This window comes from Nitrospirillum bahiense (assembly GCF_007828025.1).
In the GTDB taxonomy this organism is placed as follows: Bacteria; Pseudomonadota; Alphaproteobacteria; order Azospirillales; family Azospirillaceae; genus Nitrospirillum; species Nitrospirillum amazonense.
The window spans coordinates 95,370-116,305 of the sequence record NZ_VITO01000003.1; the positions used below are offsets into that span (position 1 = coordinate 95,370).

The following is a 20,936-nucleotide window of genomic DNA, read 5'->3' on the forward strand; positions in this document are numbered from 1 at the left end:
ACGTCGCCCAGGCGCTCATAGACGGGGAGTTCCTCCTCGCGTCGGATGCGGAGGGCCTCGTCGGTCTGGCCGCGGGTGGTGAGGATGTCGGCGATCTGGCCCATGGTCACCGCGCGCGAGCGCACGTCGCCCAGGCGCTCATAGACGGGGAGTTCCTCCTCGCGTCGGATGCGGAGGGCCTCGTCGGTCTGGCCGCGGGTGGTGAGGATGTCGGCGATCTTGCCCATGGTCACCGCGCGCGAGCGCACGTCGTCCAGGCGCTCAAAGGCTGGAAGAACGTCTTCGCGCCATAAGCGGAGGGCCTCGTCGGTCTGGCCGCGGGTGGTGAGGATGTCGGCGATCTGGCCCATGGTCGCCGCGCGCGAGCGCACGTCGCCCAGGCGCTCAAACCGTTCGGACGCCTCGCGCAGCAAGGTCTCGGCCTCCTGTGGTTGTCCGGTTTGGATCAGCCGCGTGCCGCGATCATACAGAATCATGGCGCTGAGGACCGGATCAATGTCCGACACAGAAGCCGCCCGCGCCAGGAAGGCGTCCTGCTCCTCCCCTTGGCCAAGCCATCCGGCGACTTCCGCGCCAAACCGCAGCAGGGTGGGGGTGGGCGCCGTTCCATGACGGTCGAGCAGGCGAACGGCCCGGATCACCATGTCCAGCGCGCGCGGGACCTCGTGGGCGGTGTCGAACAGGAAACGCCCGCCCGGCACGACCGCCGCTTGCACGATGTCCGGCGGGCCTTCGGCCAGCAGCGCGAGATCGGCAAGCGCGGTGGCCTGGATGGTGGCCGGCAGTTGCCCGTCGTCATCCACCCAAGCGGCGAGCAGGTCCCCGACCGCCGCCGCCGCCAGTAGGGTTTGGTCGGCCGGAGACAAGGGCGGTACCAGCGGCCGGGCCAGCGGGTTGACCGCCACGTCGGGTTGGTCACCGGGACCGGGGTAGCGGTCGAGCAGCCCCAGGCCCTGGAGCCGTTCCACCGCCGGGCCTGGGTCGGCGATACCGGCGGCCCGCCCCGCCGCCGCCAGAGCCGTCAGCGGCACCGCCAGCGGGAACAGCGTCGCGGCGCGAAGCTGGGTGGTCTCGGTCGGCGTCAACATTGCCCGGAACGCCTCCAGCGACACCCGCTGGAAGAACTCTTGCGCCGCGCTGTCCTCCGCCGGCGCCTGGCCGGTGGCCAGATAGTTTTCAACCGCCATCACCGCCCGCGTCGCGGCGGCCATCCCGGCGGCGTGATCGCGGACTGTCAGCAGCGGCCGGGTCAGGATCTCCTGCAAGCCGGGATTACCGCAGGCCGCCGCGCGGATACGCTCCTCAAGCCGGTCGAGGGCGGGATTGGTGTCGGGTGCCCGCAGCCGCCCGTTCAGCCTGGCCGCCGTGCGCATCTGCTTGGCCTGCTGCACCGCGTCCATCGGCGGCAGCGCGATCACGCTCAGGCGCCCCGCCAAATCGTCGCCCAGCGCGTCGGTCAGCGCGAATTCATACCGGCTGGTGATCAGCAGCCGTGAGGCGGTGTCCCGCCCGGCATCGCGGAAGGCGGCGATCACCGCGCCGATCACCGCGCCATCCGCCGGGGTCTTGAACGGCGTCGCCGACTCGCCTGGCTTCGGTTCGGCCAGAATCCGTTCCAGATCGTCGATGATCAGCAAGATCGGGCGGGTGCCGCCATGGCCGCTGAACCGCTCTTTCAACAGTTTCTGCGCGATCAGCTTCAATTCTGCGGGATTGTCGACGATCGCCGTCTGATGTGTCGCGACGATGGAGGCCTGGTCCTCCTCGGGCAACGCGGCGACCAGGGCGTGGAAAAGCGCGTGGGCATCGTAGCGTTCGAACACCACCACCGCGGTGTGCCCGTCCAAACGGCTGGCGATCCGCTCGGCAAGGCTCGATTTTCCGAGATTGCCCATCCCCTGGATCAGCACGCCAGGACTGCCGGCGCTCCAGGCACGCAACGCCGCCTGAATCGCGCGGCGGCGTCCAACGAACTGCTCGGCCGTCGCCACCGGCACCCGTCCCTTGGCCTTGTCGAGATAGGCTTTGTCGGCTGGGTTGCGGCGAAGCGGCCGTGTCGGTTTGCCCGGCTCGCACAGGACGCCGCCACCGCGTGGCCCGAGATAGACCCGCGCCAGATGCCAATGGGCGCCGTCCGCCGCCGATCCGCCCGGCGGCGTCTTGTTGCTACCCTGCTGCCCGGTCTCATGGAGGGTCAGCAACGCGCGCCGGGCCAGTGCCGCCGCGTGGACCACCGTCCTGCCCCCGGCTATTTCACCGTAGAAGGTTTCGGTGAAGCGGATGGCGTCGCCATCCTGGACCGAACCGTCCCAGCCCACCGCGTTGGCGACGCCGGCGCCGACCAGCGCCTGGACGAAACAGGCGGCGCCGCTGCCCGGCCGTTCGGCGGTTCGGCAGGCCGACAGGAAGACCAACCGGGGCATCCGCTCCTCGTCGCCGAGTAGGGCGCACAGCCGCCGGGCATCGACCGGGTCGCATGCGCCCTCGTCGGTCTCCAGCGCCAGATACGGACCGTTCGCGCTCAGGTCGCCATGCCCGGTGAGGTGGAGGGCCTCCCAGCGCCGGGTTTGTTTCAGGCGCAGGGCGAGGCCCGCCGCGCCGCCGCTTTCCTCGATCGCGAGGTGGGCGTTCAGGCCGCGGGTGGCGTTGAGAAAGGCGACCTCCTCACGTTCGTAGTCAAGGGCATGCTGGCCCTCGACCTCGGCCGCCATGAACAGCACGGCGAGGTCACCATGCTCGGGCGCGTCCGGGGGCTCGGGCTTGTCCAGACGGCGAGCGACCTGGAAAAGCCGGTGGGGGGCCGCCGCCAGAAACAGCCCGCCGGGTGCCAGAATCTCCCACGGCACGTCGAACAGGATCCCCGCGCCGTCGTCCCGATCATGGGCGGCCTGGATTTCCAGGGACACCGGACCGGTCCGCCCCAGGCGGTCGTCGAGCCAGCGATCGCCGTCGTTAAGCAGCGAAGCGATGTCCTGACCGATCGCCGGCAAACGATCCGGCTGTCGTGTTCGCACCGCGGTGTCGTAGGCGGTGGCCCAGCCCCTCACGCGATCAAGCCCCGCGGAACCAAGGGGCTTGCGGGTAACGGTGGTGCCGTCCAGGCAGAGCAGGGCCCCGTCCTTCAACAGGATGCGCAACTGTACCACGGTCCCTCCAATTTCCCAGCATAGAACGGGGTCGGGACCGCCACGATGAAAGAGAGAGATTGTGTGCCCGAAACAACCATGGAGGGAGTTTAAGAGGCGATCGGGTCAAATGCCACCGGATTTCGGACGCTGCCATCGCCTCGGCAATACCTTCGCACCAGATAGTCTGGCTCTTGCGTTTTGGTCCATCGAAGGCTTGGCCAAAATTAAGATAGATTAACGCCCAGAACCCGCAGAACCCCGTGCCCCCGTTGGCCAGGTTATGTGTTAGAGGACACACAGTGTCCCCCAACACATAAAGTGGCCATCCAACGCACCAAATGGCCAAACTTCCATCATATAAAGTGGCCAAGCATTGAAATTGCTGGGGAATTTCCGGCCGCGCGGGGAGGGCGCGGGGATAATTTATGCGCCACTTGACACAAAGGCTTCAGGCGTTCCATCACTTCGTCGCGCCGCCGCTCGGCCGCAACGCGGTTCTGATCGGCCTTGGCGATTCTCATCAAAAAGACTTCTGCGCTTTCCTCCTCCACGCTGGTGAATTTGACCACTTGCCCCATCTCAGCAAGCGCCACCAGCGTTGCTTCACGTTGCCGCATGGCCGGGCTGATGCGGCGCAGGCGCTCCGCCGCGATGCGTTCGGCCTGCAGCAGAGTCAGCTTTGCCCGCAGTTCCTTGAGCGCCTGCTCGCGCTCCTCCACCGCGGCACGGGCATCCGACCATTCCCTGGGCTTCAGCTGCTGTTGAGCCATGGTGAAGGTGCGCCTGGCGGCGGCTCGCCGACCCCAAATGGCCTCCGCCTCCTGCTCCAGTGCCGCCTGGACCTTGGCGATACCGGTCAGTCCGGAACCGGCAGCAAACAGGGCCTGGCCCAGATCGCTGCTGGCTTCCGCCATCGCCTCCCATGTCCACCTGCGCGACATCCGACGGCGCGCCGTCGGCGCTGATCTGCTGTCCGAGTGCGCGTTGGCGTAGCGGTTGGCGTGTTAATCGTTGTCACTGGGACACGCCGATTTACAAAGCGCATGTGCTGCTTGAATTCGTCCGGGGCTGGCGTCGCGTTATAGAGGCCGTTGCCGGAGACCTTGCACTGCCGAGTTGGCTCAAAGGGGTGAGGCCCGAGCGCCATCGGCCTGGGGGCGGATGACGTACATATTTCCTCTGTCCGCCTGTGGGTGGATGGCATTATTTCGCCGCGTGGAGGACCTTGACCGCGTCCAGGTTGGGCGGGCTGCGCCGGGCCTTGGCCAAGTCATAGCTGGTCTGGAGGTTCAGCCACAGTTCGACCGAGGTGTTGAAGCACTTCGCCACGCGGAATGCCGTGTCGATGGTGAGTTTAATTTCCTCATTTACGATGCACTCAATCCGCGTGCGTGGGACGTCGCACGCTTTCGCTACCTCGCCGGCCGACAGGCACAGTGGCTTCATGAATTCTTCGCGGAGGGGGCGAATGAATGCGTTGGCGATTATAGTGTCCTTCGATGTGGGCGAATAGGTTCGCATTTGGCAGCGCTGCGGGTTGTGTAGTCGGTCTGGGGAAATGGTGAAGCGTGTAATCGGCACCACCCAGTGGCCCTACCTACTTCACTAGAATCAAATGGATACCGTGCCGATCGGCGTCCAGGCTACACGCGGACTGGCAACCTGCCATTCCGGGTGAGGTCCCGGAGCATGCTAAGCTATAATTTAGTCTCAGATTGCAATGTCTGGGAAAATAATCTATACCTTACTAAAATCCCTTATATGAGCCGTTCTCATATTTTGGTAAGGTATTTATGAGCCAAAAACTCCGCAGCGCTAAAGTATCGTTTAAGGGCCAGGAGGCTGGCCTGCTGGAAGAAACGACCGCAGGCGGCACCCGGTTCTTGTACCACAATGGCTGGACCGAGACGATTGCCTGCTGCCTGCCGGTTCTTCGACGGGAACATGAGTGGGCCCGGGGCATGCATCCCTTCTTCCAGCATCTGGGGGCGGAGGGCTGGCTTCGGGAGCGTCAGGCCCGGGCTGGCCATGTGGCCGACCAGGACGATTTCGGACTTTTGCTGCGCTTCGGCGCCGACTGCATCGGCGCGGTGGGTGTCTTGCCCAGCGTCGATATGCAATTCCCCCCGCTGGAGGCAAACGAAGTTCCCAATCCCGGGCGCACCGTTTCCGGCGTCCAACGCAAAATGCTGGTGGTGCGCGACGAAGGGGCACATGGCTACCGGCCGGCGGGCGCCAGCGGCCCAGCCCCATACATCGCGAAGTTCAATTCCACGGATATCGCCACGCTGGTGCGCAACGAAAACCTCAGCCTGAAATGGGTGAGGGCCTTGCTGGGCGAGGATGAGGTTATCAACCCCACAGTCGCGGAAGTGTCCGAGGGCAACGGCACCGCCCTGGTGGTCAAGCGCTTCGACCGGACCGAAGATGGACGGAAACTGCGGGCGGAGGATTTCGCGCAGATTCTCTGCAAACCCCGGGGCGCGGATTTCGGCGGGAAATATGACGCTAGCTACGAAGAGGTGGCCGGCGTCATTCGCAAATATTCCGCGCGGCCAGCCATCGACCTGCTGCGGTTTTACCGCCGCCTGGTCGCCTTCGTCCTGGTTTCCAATGCGGATGCTCACCTGAAGAATTTCACGTTGCTGGAAACGCCGGAAGGCCTGCGCCTGTCACCGGTCTACGACGTGGTGAATGTCGGGGTTTACCCGCAGTTCAGCCAGCAACTGGCGCTGTCGATCGCCGGCAACTTCGTCTCACTGGAGAGCGTCAACCAGCGGCTGCTCGCTGCGTTCGGAGAGCATATCGGCCTCAAGAAGGCGGCGATCAGCGGGGTATCCCGCGACCTTAAAAAGGCGGCCATCAAGGCGGCCGGCATTTTACCCAACCCGGACGATGAATCGCGCGATCCGTTCGGCATGAGCTATCGGGAATCGGTGAGGAACGCATGTCTACGCCTGCTGGAGGAATAAGCCCGCTCGACTGGCCGGGGCTGGTGGCGGAAGCGGTCCGCCGCCGCAAGGCGGAGAAGATGACGCAGAAGGAGCATGCGGCACTGGCCGGCGTCAGCATCCCCACCATGATCGCGTTCGACCGCGGCGAGGCAACCTTGTCGTTGAACAAGGCGCTGGACATCCTGCGGGTCGTCGGCCTGGTCGCGGAGGCCCCCACGCCAGCCTCCTCTCAGGAGGCGTTTGTGCAGGCGGCGTTCAGCCGTTGGCGGGAACTGACGAAGGATCTGCCCAAAGACTCTCCCGCCCGTTTCCCTGCCGGCTGGTATCGGATCGACTATGCCCTGGAAGGAGATCACCCTGCCATCACGCCGGCGAAACTGCGGGATGCGCTGGAACAATCGGTCCTCCGATATACCGGCTGGCCGCTGTTCCTCTTTATGCGCCGTCCCGAACTCGCCCCCTATGAGATCGACGGCGAGATTGAATGCTGGCTGCCACCGGACGATCATCTGGGCATCGAGCGCAACGCTTCCGATCCGGCGCATTGCGACTTCTGGCGGGCGGCATCTCCTGGCCGCCTCATGAGCATCCGCGGCTATCAGGAGGACGCACAGGACACCTTCCCGGCGGGCTCCATTTTCGATACGACGCTGCCCATCTGGCGGCTGGGCGAAGCTTATATGCACGCGGCCAAGCTCACGGAGGTACTGGGATATGATCCCCAACAGACCACCGTGCGGCTCCGGGTGCTCTATACCGGCCTATCCGGTCGGGAGGTGCGTGCCTGGGCCAATCCGATGAGCGTCGATTACTTCGGGGGCGGTCGCTCGCGGACGGATGAAGCGATGCTGGAAGGTGCCGCCACGGTCCAGGACCTCGAAGACGATCTCGCCGGTAATCTCTATCCCCTTATCAGTTCGCTGTATGAACGGTTCGGAATTACCGGCCTGTCGCTGGATTTTGTGAAAAGCGAGACGCAGCGCATGCGCCTGAACCGCTTCCATCGGTAAATCAGCGTGTAAATCGGCGCGACCCAGTGACGCTGTCGACTTCAATAGAATCAAATGGATACCGTGCCGATCGGCGTCCAAGCTACACGCCGATTAACACGATGGCTTCATAGGCTCCCTCACAGCCGGAATCGGGCCCGTTAGGCTTGAAGTGGATGGGGAGAACCTGCGCGGGCGGCCCGACTTCAAGGAATTCTGTTTCTGACCGGCTGGCACGAGGTCCGCGCCTGGGAGGAGAAGCGGGCCCGGCGCGTTTGGGCCGCCTGCCCGAGAGTCACGGTCATTGCAGGTTTGGAACGAGGCCGGCGGCGCGAATGCCACTGGCCCTGCGCGTTGCCGGCTGCCTAACGCCGTAGCGAAATCGCGCCCCGTGCCATCCATTCCCCGATCTCATTTTTGATGTGGCTGAGTGCAGAAAAGCCGTTGCATGGAATTTCATAACGTGGCACTGATATTTCAAACAACGGGCACTGGCATCTCGCTGTCATAAGCCCATCGATCAGGGAGAGGACGTTCATAATGAAGCGTACGTTGATGGGGCTCGCCCAGGGTGTGGCGTGCTGCGCCCTGCTGCATGCCACGGTAGGCACGGCCTTCGCCCAGCAGGCGGCGACACCGGCCACCGACGACCAGGGCCTGGAAGAGATCGTGGTCACGGGCATCAAGCGCTCCCTGCAGGTGGCCACCGAGATCAAGCGCAATTCGGTCAACGTCGTCGACAGCATCGCCAGTGAAGACCTGGGCAAGATGCCGGACCAGAACGTGGCCGAATCCCTGCAGCGCATCACCGGTGTCGCCATCGACCGCAACCGTGGCGACGGTCAGTTCATTTCGGTCCGCGGCCTGGGGCCCCAGTTCAACACCGTCACCCTGAACGGCCGCACCCTGGCCACGGAGAATGTGGGCCGTGAGTTCAGCTTCGACGTCCTGCCCTCCGAGCTGATTTCCGGCGCCGACGTCTACAAGAGCCCCAGCGCCAACATCAACGGCGCCTCCATCGGCGCCACGGTGAACATCCGCACGGTGCGCCCGCTGGAGCAGAAGCAGGACCTGGTGGTGGCCGGCAGCGCCCGCGCGCTGTATGGCGAGCTGGCGGACAGCACCAACCCCTCGCTGTCCGGCGTCGTCAGCTGGCACAATCCGGAATCGACCTTCGGCGTGGCGCTGGTGGCCTCTTACGAGAAGCGCGACAGCCGCGACGATGAATTCGACATCGGCGCCGGCCATGTGAAGCGCGGCAACGTCGACCCCACCGACTACTGGTACGGCCGCACCGCCCCCGGCGTGGGCAGCTTCACCGGCGTGGACATGCCGTCCAACCTGTCGCCCTTCTTCTATGAGACGTCGCGCAAGCGCACGGGCCTGAACGGCACCGTCCAGTACCAGCCGAACGACAACCTGACGTTCACGCTGGACGGCTTCTATACCAAGATGGACCAGATCGACCAGTCGCAGGGCCTGGCTTACGACTTCTCCTCCGGCACGCTGGTCGACCAGGTGGTCAAGAACGGTTCCGCCGTCTATCAGAAGATCGTCGGCGGCACGGTGGACGAGATCGTCACCTACACCCCGCGCCTGACCGAAACCTATCTGGTGGGCCTGAACACCGCCTGGCACAAGGACGCCTTCAAGCTGGTGTTCGACGCCTCCACCTCGCAGGCGACGCGCAACGGCAAGGAAGACAGCATCTTCTCCACCATCCGCCGCCGCGACATGACCATGACGTTCGACCGGCGCAACGGCAGCCCGATCTACGACTATAACTTCACCTCGCCCACCATTCCCAACGTCGCGACCGACGTGAACCACGTCGGGGCCCACTACAACCTGTGGGGCGGCACCGACTACAAGGATGAGATCAACGAGGCGAAGCTGGACGGCACCTGGGATCCCGGCGGCGGCATCTCCATCTCCGCCGGCGCGTCGCACCAGGAACGCACCAAGACGGCGGATGCCATCAGCCAGCCGGGTTCCGTGTCCTGCGCCTATTGCGGCGGCGCGGTGCTGCTGCCGTCGTCGCTGTTCACGCCGACGACCATGGACTTCTTCTCCAAGTACCAGAGCGACAACATCGTGCGGAACTGGATCACCTACGATCCGCACGCCATGGTCAACTACCTGCTGTCGCGGCCGGAGGGCATCTTTACCCGGCCCGTGGCCGACCCGGCCGCCAGCTCCCGCGTGAAGGAGAAGGTGAACCTGGGCTACATCATGTTCGACCTGAAGACGGAGATCGGCGGCCTGCCCCTGTCCGTCAACACCGGCGTGCGTATCGAGGACACGACGTACACCAGCGCCGGTGCCGCGCAGACCGTGCTGAGCGCCAAGCCCAATGGCCAGGGCCAGAACCTCATCGTCCTGTCGGATGTCCAGCCCATCAGCTTCAGCGGCCACTACACCGACGTCCTGCCGTCGCTGAACGTCAAGCTGGACCTGACCGACGACCTGGTGGCCCGCTTCGCCACCTCCCGCGTCATGACCCGCCCGACCCTGTCCGATCTGTCACCGGCCCAGACCATCCTGTCCAACCCGGGCAACGAGCAGATCACCAAGGGCAACCCCGACCTGAACCCCTTCCGCGCCTCACAGGCGGAATTCGGCCTGGAATGGTACTTCCAGCCCCTGTCCATGCTGTCGGCCGCCCTGTTCTACAAGAACATCGACAGCTTTGTGGCCCAGGCCACGACGCCGCAGAAGGTGGACCAGGTGGTGTTCCAGGTGACCCAGCCCACCAACGGCAAGGGCGCCACGGTGAAGGGGCTGGAGGTCGGCTACCGCCAGGTGTTCGACAGGCTGCCGGGGCCGTTCGACGGCCTGGGCGGGCAGGCCAGCTTCACCTACGTGGAAAGCGACGCCCAGTACGCCAACGTGGTCAGCGGCGCCAGCTATGGCCTGCAGGGCTTGTCCAAATACTCCTACAGCCTGGTCGCCTTCTATGAGAAGTACGGCGTTCAGGCCCGCCTGGCCTACACCTGGCGCGACAAGTTCCTGCAGGTGGCCAGCGGCCGCAACGGCGATCCGGAATATTTCGACGCCTACGGCCAGCTGGACGCCAGCCTGTCCTACGACCTGACGCAGAACATCTCCCTCACCCTGGAAGGCCTGAACCTGACGGACGAGAACGAGTTCATCTACTCCACCACGCCCGACCGCACCAAAGAGTACCGCACCACCGGCCGCCGCTTCGCCGCCGGCGTGCGGGTGAAGTTCTAAGGTCCCGGTATCTCACCCGGTTTCTCCCAGACCGGCGTTTCTTCCACCAACCTCCCACCCCCTACCCCGGCAACGGGGTGGGGTTCTTTTTGGGTTCATCGCGGATTAGCGGGTAGAGGCGCACAACGGCGCGTTCTGTCATGAAAAGAGGTTCCCTCTCACGCCAGGATCGACCGGTCGATCTCCCCCACGCCGCGCACGCCCGTCAGCGCCATGGCGACCTTCATTTCCTTGGCGTAGATCTCCAGCAGCTGGGTGACGCCGGCCTCGCCGCGCGCGGCCATGGCGTAGAGCCAGGCGCGGCCCAGCAGGACGCCTTTGGCGCCCAGGGCCAGCATGCGCACCACGTCCAGGCCGGAGCGGACGCCGCCGTCGGCCAGCACGGTCAGGCGGTCACCCACCGCGTCGGCGATGGCGGGCAGGGCCTTGGCCGAGGACAGCACGCCGTCCAGCTGCCGGCCACCGTGGTTGGAGACGACGATGCCGTCGGCGCCGATGTCGGCGGCCGCGCGGGCGTCGTCGGGGTCCAGGATGCCCTTGATGATCAGGGGGCCGTCCCAGCCCTGGCGGATCCACTCCAGGTCCTGCCAGCAGATGGACGGGTCGAAGTTGGAACCCAGCCAGCCCATGTAGTCGTTCAGGCCGCTCTTATCGCCCAGCACCGGCTCCAGGTTGCCCAGCCGGTGGGGACGGCCGTGCAGGCCCACGTCCCAGGCCCAGGCGGGCTTGGCCACGGCCTGCAGCATGCGGCGCAGCGGCGCGTTGGGACCGGACATGCCGGAATGGGCGTCGCGGTAGCGGGTGCCGGGCACCGGCATGTCCACCGTGAACACCAGGGCCTTGGCCCCCAGCGCCTTGGCGTTGGCCAGCAGCTCGCGCATGAAGCCGCGATCGCGGATGACGTAGAGCTGGAACCACAGCGGCCCGTCCGTGCCCGCCGCCACCTCCGCCAATGAGCAGATGGAGACGGTGGACAGGCAGAAGGGCAGGCCCGCCCGGTTGGCCGCCCGCGCCGCCTGCACCTCCCCCCGTTGGCGGAACATGCCGGCGATGCCGACCGGCCCCAGGGCCACGGGCATGGCGACGTCCTGCCCGAACAGGCGGGTGCCCAGCGTGATGTCGGCCACGTTCTTCAGCACGCGCTGGCGCAGCGCCAGGTCGGCGAGGTCGTCGACGTTGCGGCGCATCGTCTGCTCCGTCCCCGCACCGCCGTCGGCATAGTCGAACAGGAAGCGGGGGAGGCGGCGCCTGGCCGCCTCCCGGAAATCACGCGGAGAGGAAATGATCATGCGGGAGTCTCCATGCTTGCCCTTTGATCGTGACCGATCAAAGGCCGCCCCTCAATCGCCGGGCGCGGCCATCCGGCCGCTTGGCTTCCTCGATTTCCAGTCCACTGCGTTCCCTGGAAATCTCCGGCGGACGCGGTCGCGTCCTACAGTGGCATGGGAACCTCATGCCACTGGTATCGAACGTCGGCAGCGGCGTCACGCGTTCGACCAGCCGCCGTCGATGACGTTGATCGTGCCGGTAGTGTAGGAGGAAAGGTCGGAGGCGAGATAGAGCGCCAGTTCCGCGATCTCCTCCGGCCGGCCGATGCGGCCCATGGGCTGGCGGGCGACGAAGGCGGCGCGAGCGGCGTCGGCATCGCCCGTCGCGGCCAGCCGCTCATCCAGCGAGGGCGACTGCACCGTGCCGGGGCAGATGGCGTTGCAGCGGATGTTCCGGCCCACGAAGTCCACGGCGACCGACTTGGTCAGGCCGATGACGGCGGCCTTGGTCACGCCGTAGGCGAAGCGGTTGGCCACGCCCAGGACCGAGCCCGCAACCGACGACATGTTGACGATGGAGCCGCCGCCGCGCGCGATCATGCCGGGCAGGAAGGCCTGGATCATGCGGAAGGCCGCCTTGACGTTCAGGTCGTAGGAGAAGTCCAGGTCCTTTTCCGCCGTCGTGGCCAGCGTGCCGGCGTGGACATAGCCGGCGCAATTGAACAGCACGTCGATGCCGCCGATGTCTTCGGCCAGCGCCTGAATGGCCACGCCGTCCAGCAGGTTCATGGTGCGGGTCTCCACGCCCGTCATGCTGGCCAGCGTTTCGGGGTTGATGTCCAGCGCGATGACCCGCGCGCCCTCGCGGGCGAACAGCTCGGCACTGGAGCGGCCGATGCCCTGGCCGGCGGCGGTGACGATGGCGGTCTTGCCTTCAAGGCGTCCCATGATGGTGTTTCCTTCAGGTGATGTCAGCGGCATGCCGCCGCAGGATGCGACCGCATCCGCCGCAGTTTTGCGGGGAGCGTCAGCGGACTGGAGCGGCCTGATTAAACAGGCACCGGCGCATCGGCGCGCAGCAGCCCCTGCTGTTTCAGGTCCGCCCACAGGGCGGCGGGGATGGGGTGGCGGACCAGGCTGACGGCCCGTTCCACCTGGCCGGGGCTGTCCATGCCTGGGATGACGGAGACCACCTGGCCGTGGGCCAGGGGGAATTGCAGGGCCGCCGCGGCGAGGGGCACGCCGTGGGCGTCGCACACCGCCTCGATGGCGGCCACGCGGGCCACGATGTCGGGCGGGGCCGGCTGGTACTGGTAGTTGATGGGGCCCGGGCCCTTCACGCCGGTGGCCAGGATGCCGGAGTTGTAGGGGCCGCCGATGACGATGCTGACGCCCCGCTGCGCGCACAGCGGCAGGAACACGTCCAGCGACGACTGGTCCAGCAGGGTGTAGCGGCCGGCCAGCAGCATCAGGTCGTAATCGCCGTGGGCCAGCGCCTCGACGCAGACCTCCCACTCATTCACGCCCAGGCCGATGGCGCCCACGGCCCCGCCGTCGCGCAGTTCCCGCAGCGCGCGGTAACCGCCCGCCATGAACTGGCGGAACGTCTCCGCATGGCGGTCGCCGTGGACGTAACGGCCGATGTCGTGGACGTAGAGGATGTCGATGCGCTCCCGCCCCAGCCGTTGCCGGCTGGCCTCATAGGAGCGCATGACCGCGTCGTAGGAATAGTCGAAGCGGCTTTCGAACGGTTCAGGCGTCACGAAGCCCTGGCGCACCTGGGTCAAGTCGGCGTCCGGCACCGGGTCCAGCCGCCGGCCGACCTTGGTGGAGAGGATGAGCTTCCCCTCCGGGTCCAAGGCGGACAGGGCGCCGCCCAGCCGTTTCTCCGACAGGCCGAAGCCGTAGTGCGGGGCGGTGTCCAGGTAGCGGATGCCGGCCTCCAGGGCCGACCGGATGGTGGCTTCGGCGTCCTCCTCCGGCATAGCGCGGTAGAGGTTGCCGATGGGCGCGGCCCCGAAGCCGAGCGCGCCCAGGGAAGAGGGATCCAGCGCCATGCTATTCCACCGTGTTCTGCGCCACCGCGCTCCAGGCTACGGTGCGCTGGCGCTGGGTGCCCAGGCCGTCGATGCCCAGCTCGATCACGTCGCCGGGCTTGAGATAGGTGGGCGGGGTCTGGCCCAGGCCCACGCCGGCGGGGGTGCCCGTGCTGATGACGTCACCCGGCATCAGGGTCATGTAGCGGCTGATGTAGCTGACCAGGTGGGCCACGCCGAACACCATCTCCGCCGAGGTGCCGTTCTGGTAGCGGTGGCCGTTGACCGTCAGCCACATGCCCAGGGCCTGCGGGTCCGGAATGTCGTCCTTGGTCGCCAGGAAGGGGCCGATGGGGCCGAAGGTGTCGCAGCTCTTGCCCTTCACCCATTGGCCGCCATGCTCCAGCTGGAATTCACGCTCTGACAGGTCGTTGATCAGGACATAGCCGGCCACGTGGTCGAGCGCCTTTTCCAGCGGCACATGGCGGGCGGTGTCGCCGATGACCACGCCCAGCTCCACCTCCCAATCCGTCTTCACCGAGCCGTAGGGGATGACGATGTCGTCGTTGGGGCCGCAGATGGCGGTGGTGGCCTTCATGAAGATGATGGGCTGGCCGGGCAGGGGCAGGTTGGATTCCGCCGCATGGTCGCGGAAATTCAGGCCCACGCAGATCATCTTGCCCACGCGCCCGATGGCCGGCCCGATGCGCTGGCCCGCCGGCAGGGCGGGCAGCGTGGCGGGATCGATGGCGGCCAGCCGCGCCAGGCCGGCGCTGGTCAGCACGTCGCCAGCGATGTCGTCGACGATGCCGGTCAGGTCGCGCGGGGCGCCCTGGGCATCCAGCAGGGCGGGGCGTTCATGGCCGGGGGCGCCGTAACGGGCCAGTTTCATCACGTATCCATTCGGTTGAGACGGTTGAGTCACAACTGATATATTAGATACGTCATTTCATATGTCAACGACGCGCGACCGCCGGCTCAGAACATGCCCAGGATGCGTTGCAGGGCCGCCTGGAAGTGCACGGTCAGCGCCGCCTCCGCCCGGTCGCCGTCGCGGTCGGTGCAGGCCCGCAGCACCTCGATATGCTCATTCAGGGTGCGCAGGGCCAGCGGCTGGGTGATCAGCCGTTCCAGCCGGATCAGGGTGACGTAGTTCTTCAGGCGGCGGGCCGTCGTCTCGATCAGCGGGTTGCGCAGGCAGGCGATCATGGCGCCGTGGAAACGCTGCTCCAGCCCCTCCAGCGTCTGGGTCAGGGCGGGGGTCAGGCCGTCCTTCTCTATGGCGGCGATCAGCGCCTGGTGGTCGGCCAACAGGGCCGCGATTTCCGCCGCGTCGCCGGTTTCCGCATAGGTGCGGGCGGCCGCGCGCTCTATGATGGAGCGGAACTGATAGGTGGATCGGGCGAATTCGAAGTCCGGCTTCAGGAACTGGATGCCGGAGCGGGGATGGATGGTCAGCACCCCTTCCGCTTCCAGCACGCGCAGCGCGTCGCGCAGGGGCTGCACCGGGATGCCCAGCAACTGCACCAGGTCATTCTGCGACACGAAGGCGCCGGCCGGCACCTTGCGGGCGAACAGCCCTTCCAGGATGGCGCTGTAGGCGATCTCACTCAGGCGCTTGCCTTCCGGGGCGCTGCCGGAGTCCTCGACTGCCGCGTTTGCCGCTTGCTTTTTGCGTGCCGCTGCCATATCTAATTCGTGTCCTGATATTTCAGATATCGATATCTGAATAGAGTGTAGCGGTGAAAATGCAGATCGTCGACTTCCGCATCACACGTTTCCAGTTTGCCCGAGATCGGGTCATCGGGGATAGCCAAGTCCGTACCGACGACGTTCATGTCGCAGCCCTGGAACTGGTCGGTTCCGATGGCTCGGCCGGCCTGGGATTCGTCCAGTCGCTGTTCTTTCCCCTGCCGGAGGAAGCCGAGATCATCCGCGTCTTCCAGTCGGAGGTGTGGCCCGGGGTGGAGGGGCAGCAGTCCGGCGCCCTGGCCCATCGGGTGACCCGGCCGCGCGGCGGCACCGCCCGGCGCTATACCCTGCCGTTCGAGGAGGCGTTGCAGCAGGCCGTGTGGGATCTGTTCGCCAAGTCCGTGGGCCTGCCGCTGTGGCGGCTGCTGGGTGCGCGCAAGCAGAAGGTGCGCGCCTATGCGTCCGGCCTGGATTTCCACCTGGACGACGGGGCGTTCCAGGACCTGTTCGCCCATGCCGCGTCCGAGGGCTTCACCGCCTTCAAGATCAAGGTGGGCCATCCGGAGATAGAACGCGACATCCACCGCCTGGATCTGCTGAAGCAGGCCGTGGGGCCTGACGCCACCGTGATGGTGGACGCCAACGAGGCCTGGTCGCCCAAGCAGGCCATCCTGAACCTGGAGCTGATGCGCAAGGCCGGGCACGAGATCTTCTGGCTGGAGGATCCCATCCAGCGCAACGATTTCGACGGCCTGCGCCTGCTGCGCCAGACGGCCGGCCGCACCCTGATCAACAGCGGCGAATATCTGGACGTGTCGGGCAAGCGTGCGCTGATCGAGGCGGGCGGGGCCGACATGCTGAACGTCCACGGCCACGTCACCGACGTCATGCGCATCGGTTGGCTGGCGGCGGAGAAGGTGGTGCCGGTGACGTTGGGCAACTCCTTCCTGGAGGTCGGCGTCAACATGGCCTTGGCCCTGCCGGAGGTCGAGTGGCTGGAATACTCCTACCAGAACTTCGACCATCTGGTGGAGGAGAGCTACCGCCTGGAGGACGGCTACATTTACGGTCGGGAGGCGCCGGGCCATGGCCTGGTGCTGAGCGAGGAGGCGCGGCACGTTTGGCGCCGGCCGGCCATCCTGGACCGCGCCGACCTGGGTGCCGCCCCGCCGCAAGTTCGCCTGGCGCGCGCGGGATAAGGCCATGCTGATCGACGCTCATCTGCATCTCTGGGATCCGGCGCGCCTGCGCTACGACTGGCTGTCCCACGTTCCCTCCATCGCCGGGCCGCACGCCTTGGCCGAGTGGGCGGCGTTGGGATTGCCTATCGAGCAGGCGGTGTTCGTGCAGGCGGACTGCGATCCGGCCCAGGCGCTGGATGAGGTCGACTGGGTCGCCGGCCTGGCGGATCGGGTGCCGGTGGGCGGCATCGTGGCCTTCGCGCCTTTGGAACGCGGGGCGGGGGCGCAGGCGGCGATCGACGCCCTGGCCGCGCGGCCGCTGGTGCGGGGCGTGCGCCGGTCGGTGCAGAACGAACCGCTGGCCTTCGTCACCGACTCTGACCACTTGGACGGCATGGTGCGGGCGGCGAAGGCGGGGTTCAGCCTGGACATCTGCGCCCGCGCGCCGCAGCTGCAGGATGTGGCCCATGCCTTGGACCATCTGTACGCGGCGGAACCTCATGCCGTCACCGTGTTGGATCACCTGGGCAAGCCCGACATCGCCACCCACGGCGGCGACATCCAGGCCGAGGGCTGGGCCGACGCCCTGGCCCGGCTGGCGCGCTTCCCCAACCTGGCCTGCAAGATCTCCGGCCTGACCACCCAGGCGCGGTGGGACGGCTGGCGGGTGGAGGATTTGCGGCCCTACATCGACCATGTCCTGGCCTGCTTCGGCGCTGGGCGCTGCCTGTTTGGCGGCGACTGGCCGGTGGTGGACCTGGCCGGCGGCTACCCGGCGTGGCTGGCGGTGTTTCAGGACATCGCCGCGGGCTGGACCCAGCCGGAGCGGGACGCCGTGTGCCGGCAGACGGCGCGGCGGGTCTACCGGCTGGGCGGCGAATAATGCATCGATAGGCACTCGATCGACAGCGGCCCCACCCAAGAGGGCCGGTCATGACGGCAGTCAGGGAGAGATCAACCAAAGATGAGCGACATTCCCATGGACGTCCCCCTTCCTTCCGCCCCGGCGGAAGACACCAGCCAGCATGTCGCGGGTCGGCGGCGTTGGGTCCTGCTCTGGTCGCTGCTGATCAATTTTTTCGTGCTGCTGGCCCTCTACAATGGGGTCATCTCGGTGCTGCTGCCCAACCAGGTGGCGGCGCTGGACCCGGCGGCGAAGGCGGGGAACCTCGCCATCGTCATGTCCATCACGTCCATCTTCTCGACGCTGACCACCCCCATCGCCGGCGCCCTGTCCGACCGCACCCGGTCGCGCTGGGGCCGGCGGTCGCCGTGGATCGCCTTGGCCTCCCTCATCGGGTCCATGTGCCTGTTCGGCGTGTCGCTGGTCACGTCCTTGTGGTCCATCACCGTGCTGTGGGTGATGGCGGCCATCGCCTACAACGCCATGCAGGGGCCGCTGTCCACCGTGGTGGCTGACCGCTTCGCGCCGGCCAACCGGGGGACCGCCTCGGGCTTCATCGGGGCGGGCATGACGGCCGGCGGCACGGTGGGCATCATCGTGGCGGGGCAACTGGCCAGCCAGCTGGTGCTGGGCTACCTGGTCTTCGCCCTGGCCGTCGCGGCCTGCTGCGTCGCCTTCGTTTTCCTGAACCGTGAGGTGCCGTCCGAGCATCTCAAGCCCGCGCCCTTCAGCCTGCCGGGCTTCCTGCGCAGCTTCTGGATCGATCCGCGCAAGTATCCCGATTTCGGCTGGGCCTTCCTGGGCCGCTTCACGATCTACATGGGATACCAGGGGGTGGTGACCTACCAGCTCTATATCCTGCGGGACTACATCCAGCTGTCGGTGGATCAGGCCAACGTGGTCATCGGCAACATCTCCGCCATCACCTTCGTCATGCTGCTGTTTTCCGGCCTGGTTTCCGGCTTCCTGTCGGACAGGCTGGGGCGGCGCAAGCCCTTCGTCTTCTTCTCCTCCGTCATCATGGCGGCGGCCTGCGTGGTCCCGCTGACCACCCCGACGGTGGAGGGGATGTACCTCTATGCCGGCATCGTCGGGCTGGGCTATGGCGCGTTCACGGCGGTGGACATGGCGCTGATGACGCAGGTGCTGCCCCGCGACACCGGGTCCACCGGCAAGGACCTGGGCATCCTGACCACGGCCATCAATATTCCGCAGGCCATCAGCCCCGTCATGTCGGCCTGGTTGCTGGGCCTGTCCGGCGGCGATTACAGCGTGCTGTTCATCGCGGCCATCCTCTTCGTCTTCGCCTCCTCGTTCTTCGTGTTGCCGATCCGGTCGGTTCGCTAAGGCGGCCAGCGTCTTGAAAACAAGCCTGTAAAGGGGGGTGAGCGATGGGATCATATGCGGCGCGTCTCGGCCTGTTGGCCTTGCTTTTGACATCGGCACCGGGGTGGTCGCAGACACCATCCACTGCCGACCGGGCCACCCCCGACCTGCCCGCTCCTGACCTGCCCCCTGCCCATCAGCCGGAACGGCTGTACGGGGAAAAGCTGCTGGCGACCATCAAGATCCCGCAACGGCCCACGCCGCCGCCCGTGATCCTGTCGGTATCGCCCACCGGGTCCGACACGGGCGACGGGTCGCCGGCCCATCCCTTCGCCACGCTGGCCCGTGCCCAGGCCGCGGTGCGGGACCTGAACCGCGACCGGGACGTCATCGTGCGGCTGGCCGACGGGGTCTATCGCCTGGCGGAGCCGCTGCGCTTCTCCGCGTCCGATGGCGGGCAGGCGGGGCACTTGGTGCGCTGGGAGGCGGCGGACGGGGCCAAGCCGGTGATTTCCGGCGGCGACAGGGTGACCGGCTGGCGGTTGGCCGACCCGGCCAAGGGGATATGGGCGGCCGACATCCCGCGCGGCGTCGATCCGCGCCAGATCTGGGTCAATGACCGGCTGGCCCGGCGGGCGACGCTGGAGGTGGGGCGCCAGGCCTTTCGCTTCCACGACTGGGGGATGGAGATCATCGACCCGGCCTGGCGGGGCCTGGCCGACGTGCCGGACCAGAAGCGGATCGAGGTCGAGGGTACGGGCTGGTTCACCGATCGGCACGCGATGGTGGAACGGATCGAGGGCGACCGCATCGTCATGCAGCAGCCGGGTTGGCGGAACAACATCATCGGCTATGACACCATCGCCCGGCCGGTTTCCGAGGCTTCCGCCCGGCTTTTCCTGGTCAACGCCCTGGCCTTCCTGCGTGAACCCGGCCAGTGGTACGCCGACCCGGCCGCCGGCCGTCTTTACTACAAGCCCCGCGCCGGGGAGGACTTGGGCACGGCGACGGTGGTTCTGCCGCGCCTGTCGATGCTGGTCTCCATCGCCGGCACCTATGACACGCCGGTCAAGGATCTCCAGTTCAAGGGGGTTAGCTTCCAGCATACCAGCTGGCTGGAACCATCCGGCCCGCAAGGCTATGCCAGCCAGCAGAGCGGCGCCTTCCTGGCCGGCCAGCTTCCCGACTATCCTCAGGAGCCGATACAGGACTGCTCGTGGGGCTGCTGGGCGTTCGAGGCCGCCCGCAACCACTGGCGCCAGCAGCCGGCGGCGATCCAGGTGGCCGCCGCGACCCGCATCCTGTTCGAGGGGGGCGAGTTCGCGCATCTGGGGCAGGTGGCGCTGGGCATCGGCAACAATGCCGATGCCAATGATAGCGGCATCGGGCTGGGCGCCATCGCCGTCGAGGTGTCACGCAACCTGTTCACCGATCTGTCGGGCGGCGCCATCATGGTGGGCGGCGTCACGCCGGACGCCCACCATCCGCCGCGTCCCGAAATGGGTGTCCGCGACATCCTGATCCGCAACAACCGGATCAGGACCGTGTCGCAAGACTATCGGGAACAGGCGGCCATCCTGGTCACCTATGCGACGGCACCGGTGATCCTGCATAACGACGTGTCGGACACGCCCTATGACGGGATCGATGTCGGCTGGGGCTGGGGCGTGAACGACCCGGGCGGAAGCTCTGCCTATCGGACGCGGGAACGCGGTTATTACGACCAGCCGGGCAATTTGGTCTACGACACACCCACCATCCTGCGCGACGCCGTGATCTTCGGGAACCGCGTGCATTCCGTGAAGCAATGGTATGGGGACGGCGGCGCCATCTACCATCTTTCGGCCGATCCCGGCGGCCTGATCGCCGAGAATTACATTTACGACGTCCCCGGCGGCATCGGTCTCTACCTGGACGAGGGGTCGCGGTACCTGACCGTGCGCAACAACGTCGTCGATAAGGTCGATGTCTGGCTGAACGTCAACACCCTGGACTTCAACCTGCCCCGCCGCACGGCCATGGACGATCTGGCCGCGGGCAACTGGTTCCGCGACGGGCGGGCGCGGGGAACGCTGACCGACTATCTCAACAACCGGCTGGTCGACAATGTCGAGGTCAAGGGCGACGCCTGGCCGGCCGGCGCGCGGGCGGTGATGGAACGCTCTGGCATCCAGCAGGACGACGCGCCGCGGCGTTGACGGCGGCTGGGTTCACGGCGCTTCCT

General features: G+C 66.6%; 15 protein-coding genes. 7 read left to right on the top strand and 8 right to left on the bottom strand.

What is annotated here, in order from left to right; genetic code table 11:
• The 3 genes from FBZ88_RS05765 to FBZ88_RS05775 all read right to left on the bottom strand — a co-directional run.
• A partial coding sequence (locus FBZ88_RS05765) for a CHAT domain-containing protein (RefSeq protein ID WP_145616000.1) occupies positions 1-3,146 on the bottom strand: 3,146 nt, incomplete at its 3' end.
• A 335-nt stretch (positions 3,147-3,481) separates the two neighbouring features.
• Positions 3,482-4,042 carry an AAA family ATPase gene (locus tag FBZ88_RS05770; RefSeq protein ID WP_186464228.1) on the bottom strand — a complete coding sequence of 187 codons (561 nt, stop codon included), beginning with the start codon at positions 4,040-4,042 and terminating at the stop codon, positions 3,482-3,484.
• 289 nt (positions 4,043-4,331) lie between these two features.
• On the bottom strand, positions 4,332-4,649 hold the full coding sequence (locus FBZ88_RS05775; RefSeq protein WP_145615836.1) for a HigA family addiction module antitoxin: 318 nt from the start codon (positions 4,647-4,649) through the stop codon (positions 4,332-4,334).
• A 272-nt stretch (positions 4,650-4,921) separates the two neighbouring features.
• Between FBZ88_RS05775 and FBZ88_RS05780 the strand changes: the two genes are divergently transcribed.
• The 3 genes from FBZ88_RS05780 (at position 4,922) to FBZ88_RS05790 (ending at position 10,305) form a co-directional block, all read left to right on the top strand.
• Positions 4,922-6,100 (top strand): type II toxin-antitoxin system HipA family toxin, encoded by a 1,179-nt coding sequence (locus FBZ88_RS05780; RefSeq protein ID WP_145615837.1) that lies wholly within the window; start codon positions 4,922-4,924, stop codon positions 6,098-6,100.
• Positions 6,076-7,092, top strand: a complete 1,017-nt coding sequence (locus FBZ88_RS05785; RefSeq protein ID WP_145615838.1) for a helix-turn-helix transcriptional regulator — start codon at positions 6,076-6,078, stop codon at positions 7,090-7,092. Before FBZ88_RS05780 ends, FBZ88_RS05785 begins: the two co-directional genes overlap by 25 nt.
• A gap of 519 nt (positions 7,093-7,611) precedes the next feature.
• On the top strand, positions 7,612-10,305 hold the full coding sequence (locus FBZ88_RS05790; protein ID WP_246138521.1) for a TonB-dependent receptor: 2,694 nt from the start codon (positions 7,612-7,614) through the stop codon (positions 10,303-10,305).
• 158 nt (positions 10,306-10,463) lie between these two features.
• Here FBZ88_RS05790 and lldD read toward each other — a convergent pair whose 3' ends face one another.
• The 5 genes from lldD to FBZ88_RS05815 form a co-directional block, all read right to left on the bottom strand.
• A complete protein-coding gene (lldD, locus tag FBZ88_RS05795) occupies positions 10,464-11,594 on the bottom strand; it encodes an FMN-dependent L-lactate dehydrogenase LldD (RefSeq protein ID WP_145615840.1) in 1,131 nt (376 codons plus the stop codon).
• A gap of 195 nt (positions 11,595-11,789) precedes the next feature.
• On the bottom strand, positions 11,790-12,521 hold the full coding sequence (locus FBZ88_RS05800; protein WP_211102542.1) for an SDR family oxidoreductase: 732 nt from the start codon (positions 12,519-12,521) through the stop codon (positions 11,790-11,792).
• Between the two features lie 101 nt (positions 12,522-12,622).
• Entirely contained in the window at positions 12,623-13,630 is a 1,008-nt protein-coding gene (locus tag FBZ88_RS05805) for an aldo/keto reductase (protein ID WP_145615841.1), read from the bottom strand.
• Position 13,631: 1 nt separating this feature from the next.
• Entirely contained in the window at positions 13,632-14,501 is an 870-nt protein-coding gene (locus FBZ88_RS05810) for a fumarylacetoacetate hydrolase family protein (RefSeq protein WP_145615842.1), read from the bottom strand.
• 86 nt (positions 14,502-14,587) lie between these two features.
• Positions 14,588-15,298, bottom strand: coding sequence for a GntR family transcriptional regulator (locus tag FBZ88_RS05815; protein WP_145615843.1), 711 nt, complete (start codon positions 15,296-15,298; stop codon positions 14,588-14,590).
• A gap of 59 nt (positions 15,299-15,357) precedes the next feature.
• Here FBZ88_RS05815 and FBZ88_RS05820 point away from each other — a divergent pair, with 59 nt between their 5' ends.
• From FBZ88_RS05820 to FBZ88_RS05835, 4 genes are all read left to right on the top strand, one after another.
• The gene (locus tag FBZ88_RS05820) at positions 15,358-16,500 is read left to right on the top strand and encodes a mandelate racemase/muconate lactonizing enzyme family protein (protein ID WP_145616002.1); all 1,143 of its coding nucleotides are present in this window, start codon (positions 15,358-15,360) and stop codon (positions 16,498-16,500) included.
• Between the two features lie 4 nt (positions 16,501-16,504).
• Positions 16,505-17,365 (top strand): amidohydrolase family protein, encoded by an 861-nt coding sequence (locus tag FBZ88_RS05825; RefSeq protein ID WP_211102544.1) that lies wholly within the window; start codon positions 16,505-16,507, stop codon positions 17,363-17,365.
• An 81-nt stretch (positions 17,366-17,446) separates the two neighbouring features.
• Complete coding sequence (locus FBZ88_RS05830; RefSeq protein ID WP_145615844.1) at positions 17,447-18,733, top strand: MFS transporter; 1,287 nt, start codon at positions 17,447-17,449, stop codon at positions 18,731-18,733.
• Positions 18,734-18,777: 44 nt separating this feature from the next.
• A complete protein-coding gene (locus FBZ88_RS05835; protein ID WP_145615845.1) occupies positions 18,778-20,910 on the top strand; it encodes a right-handed parallel beta-helix repeat-containing protein in 2,133 nt (710 codons plus the stop codon).
• Positions 20,911-20,936: the final 26 nt, after the last annotated feature.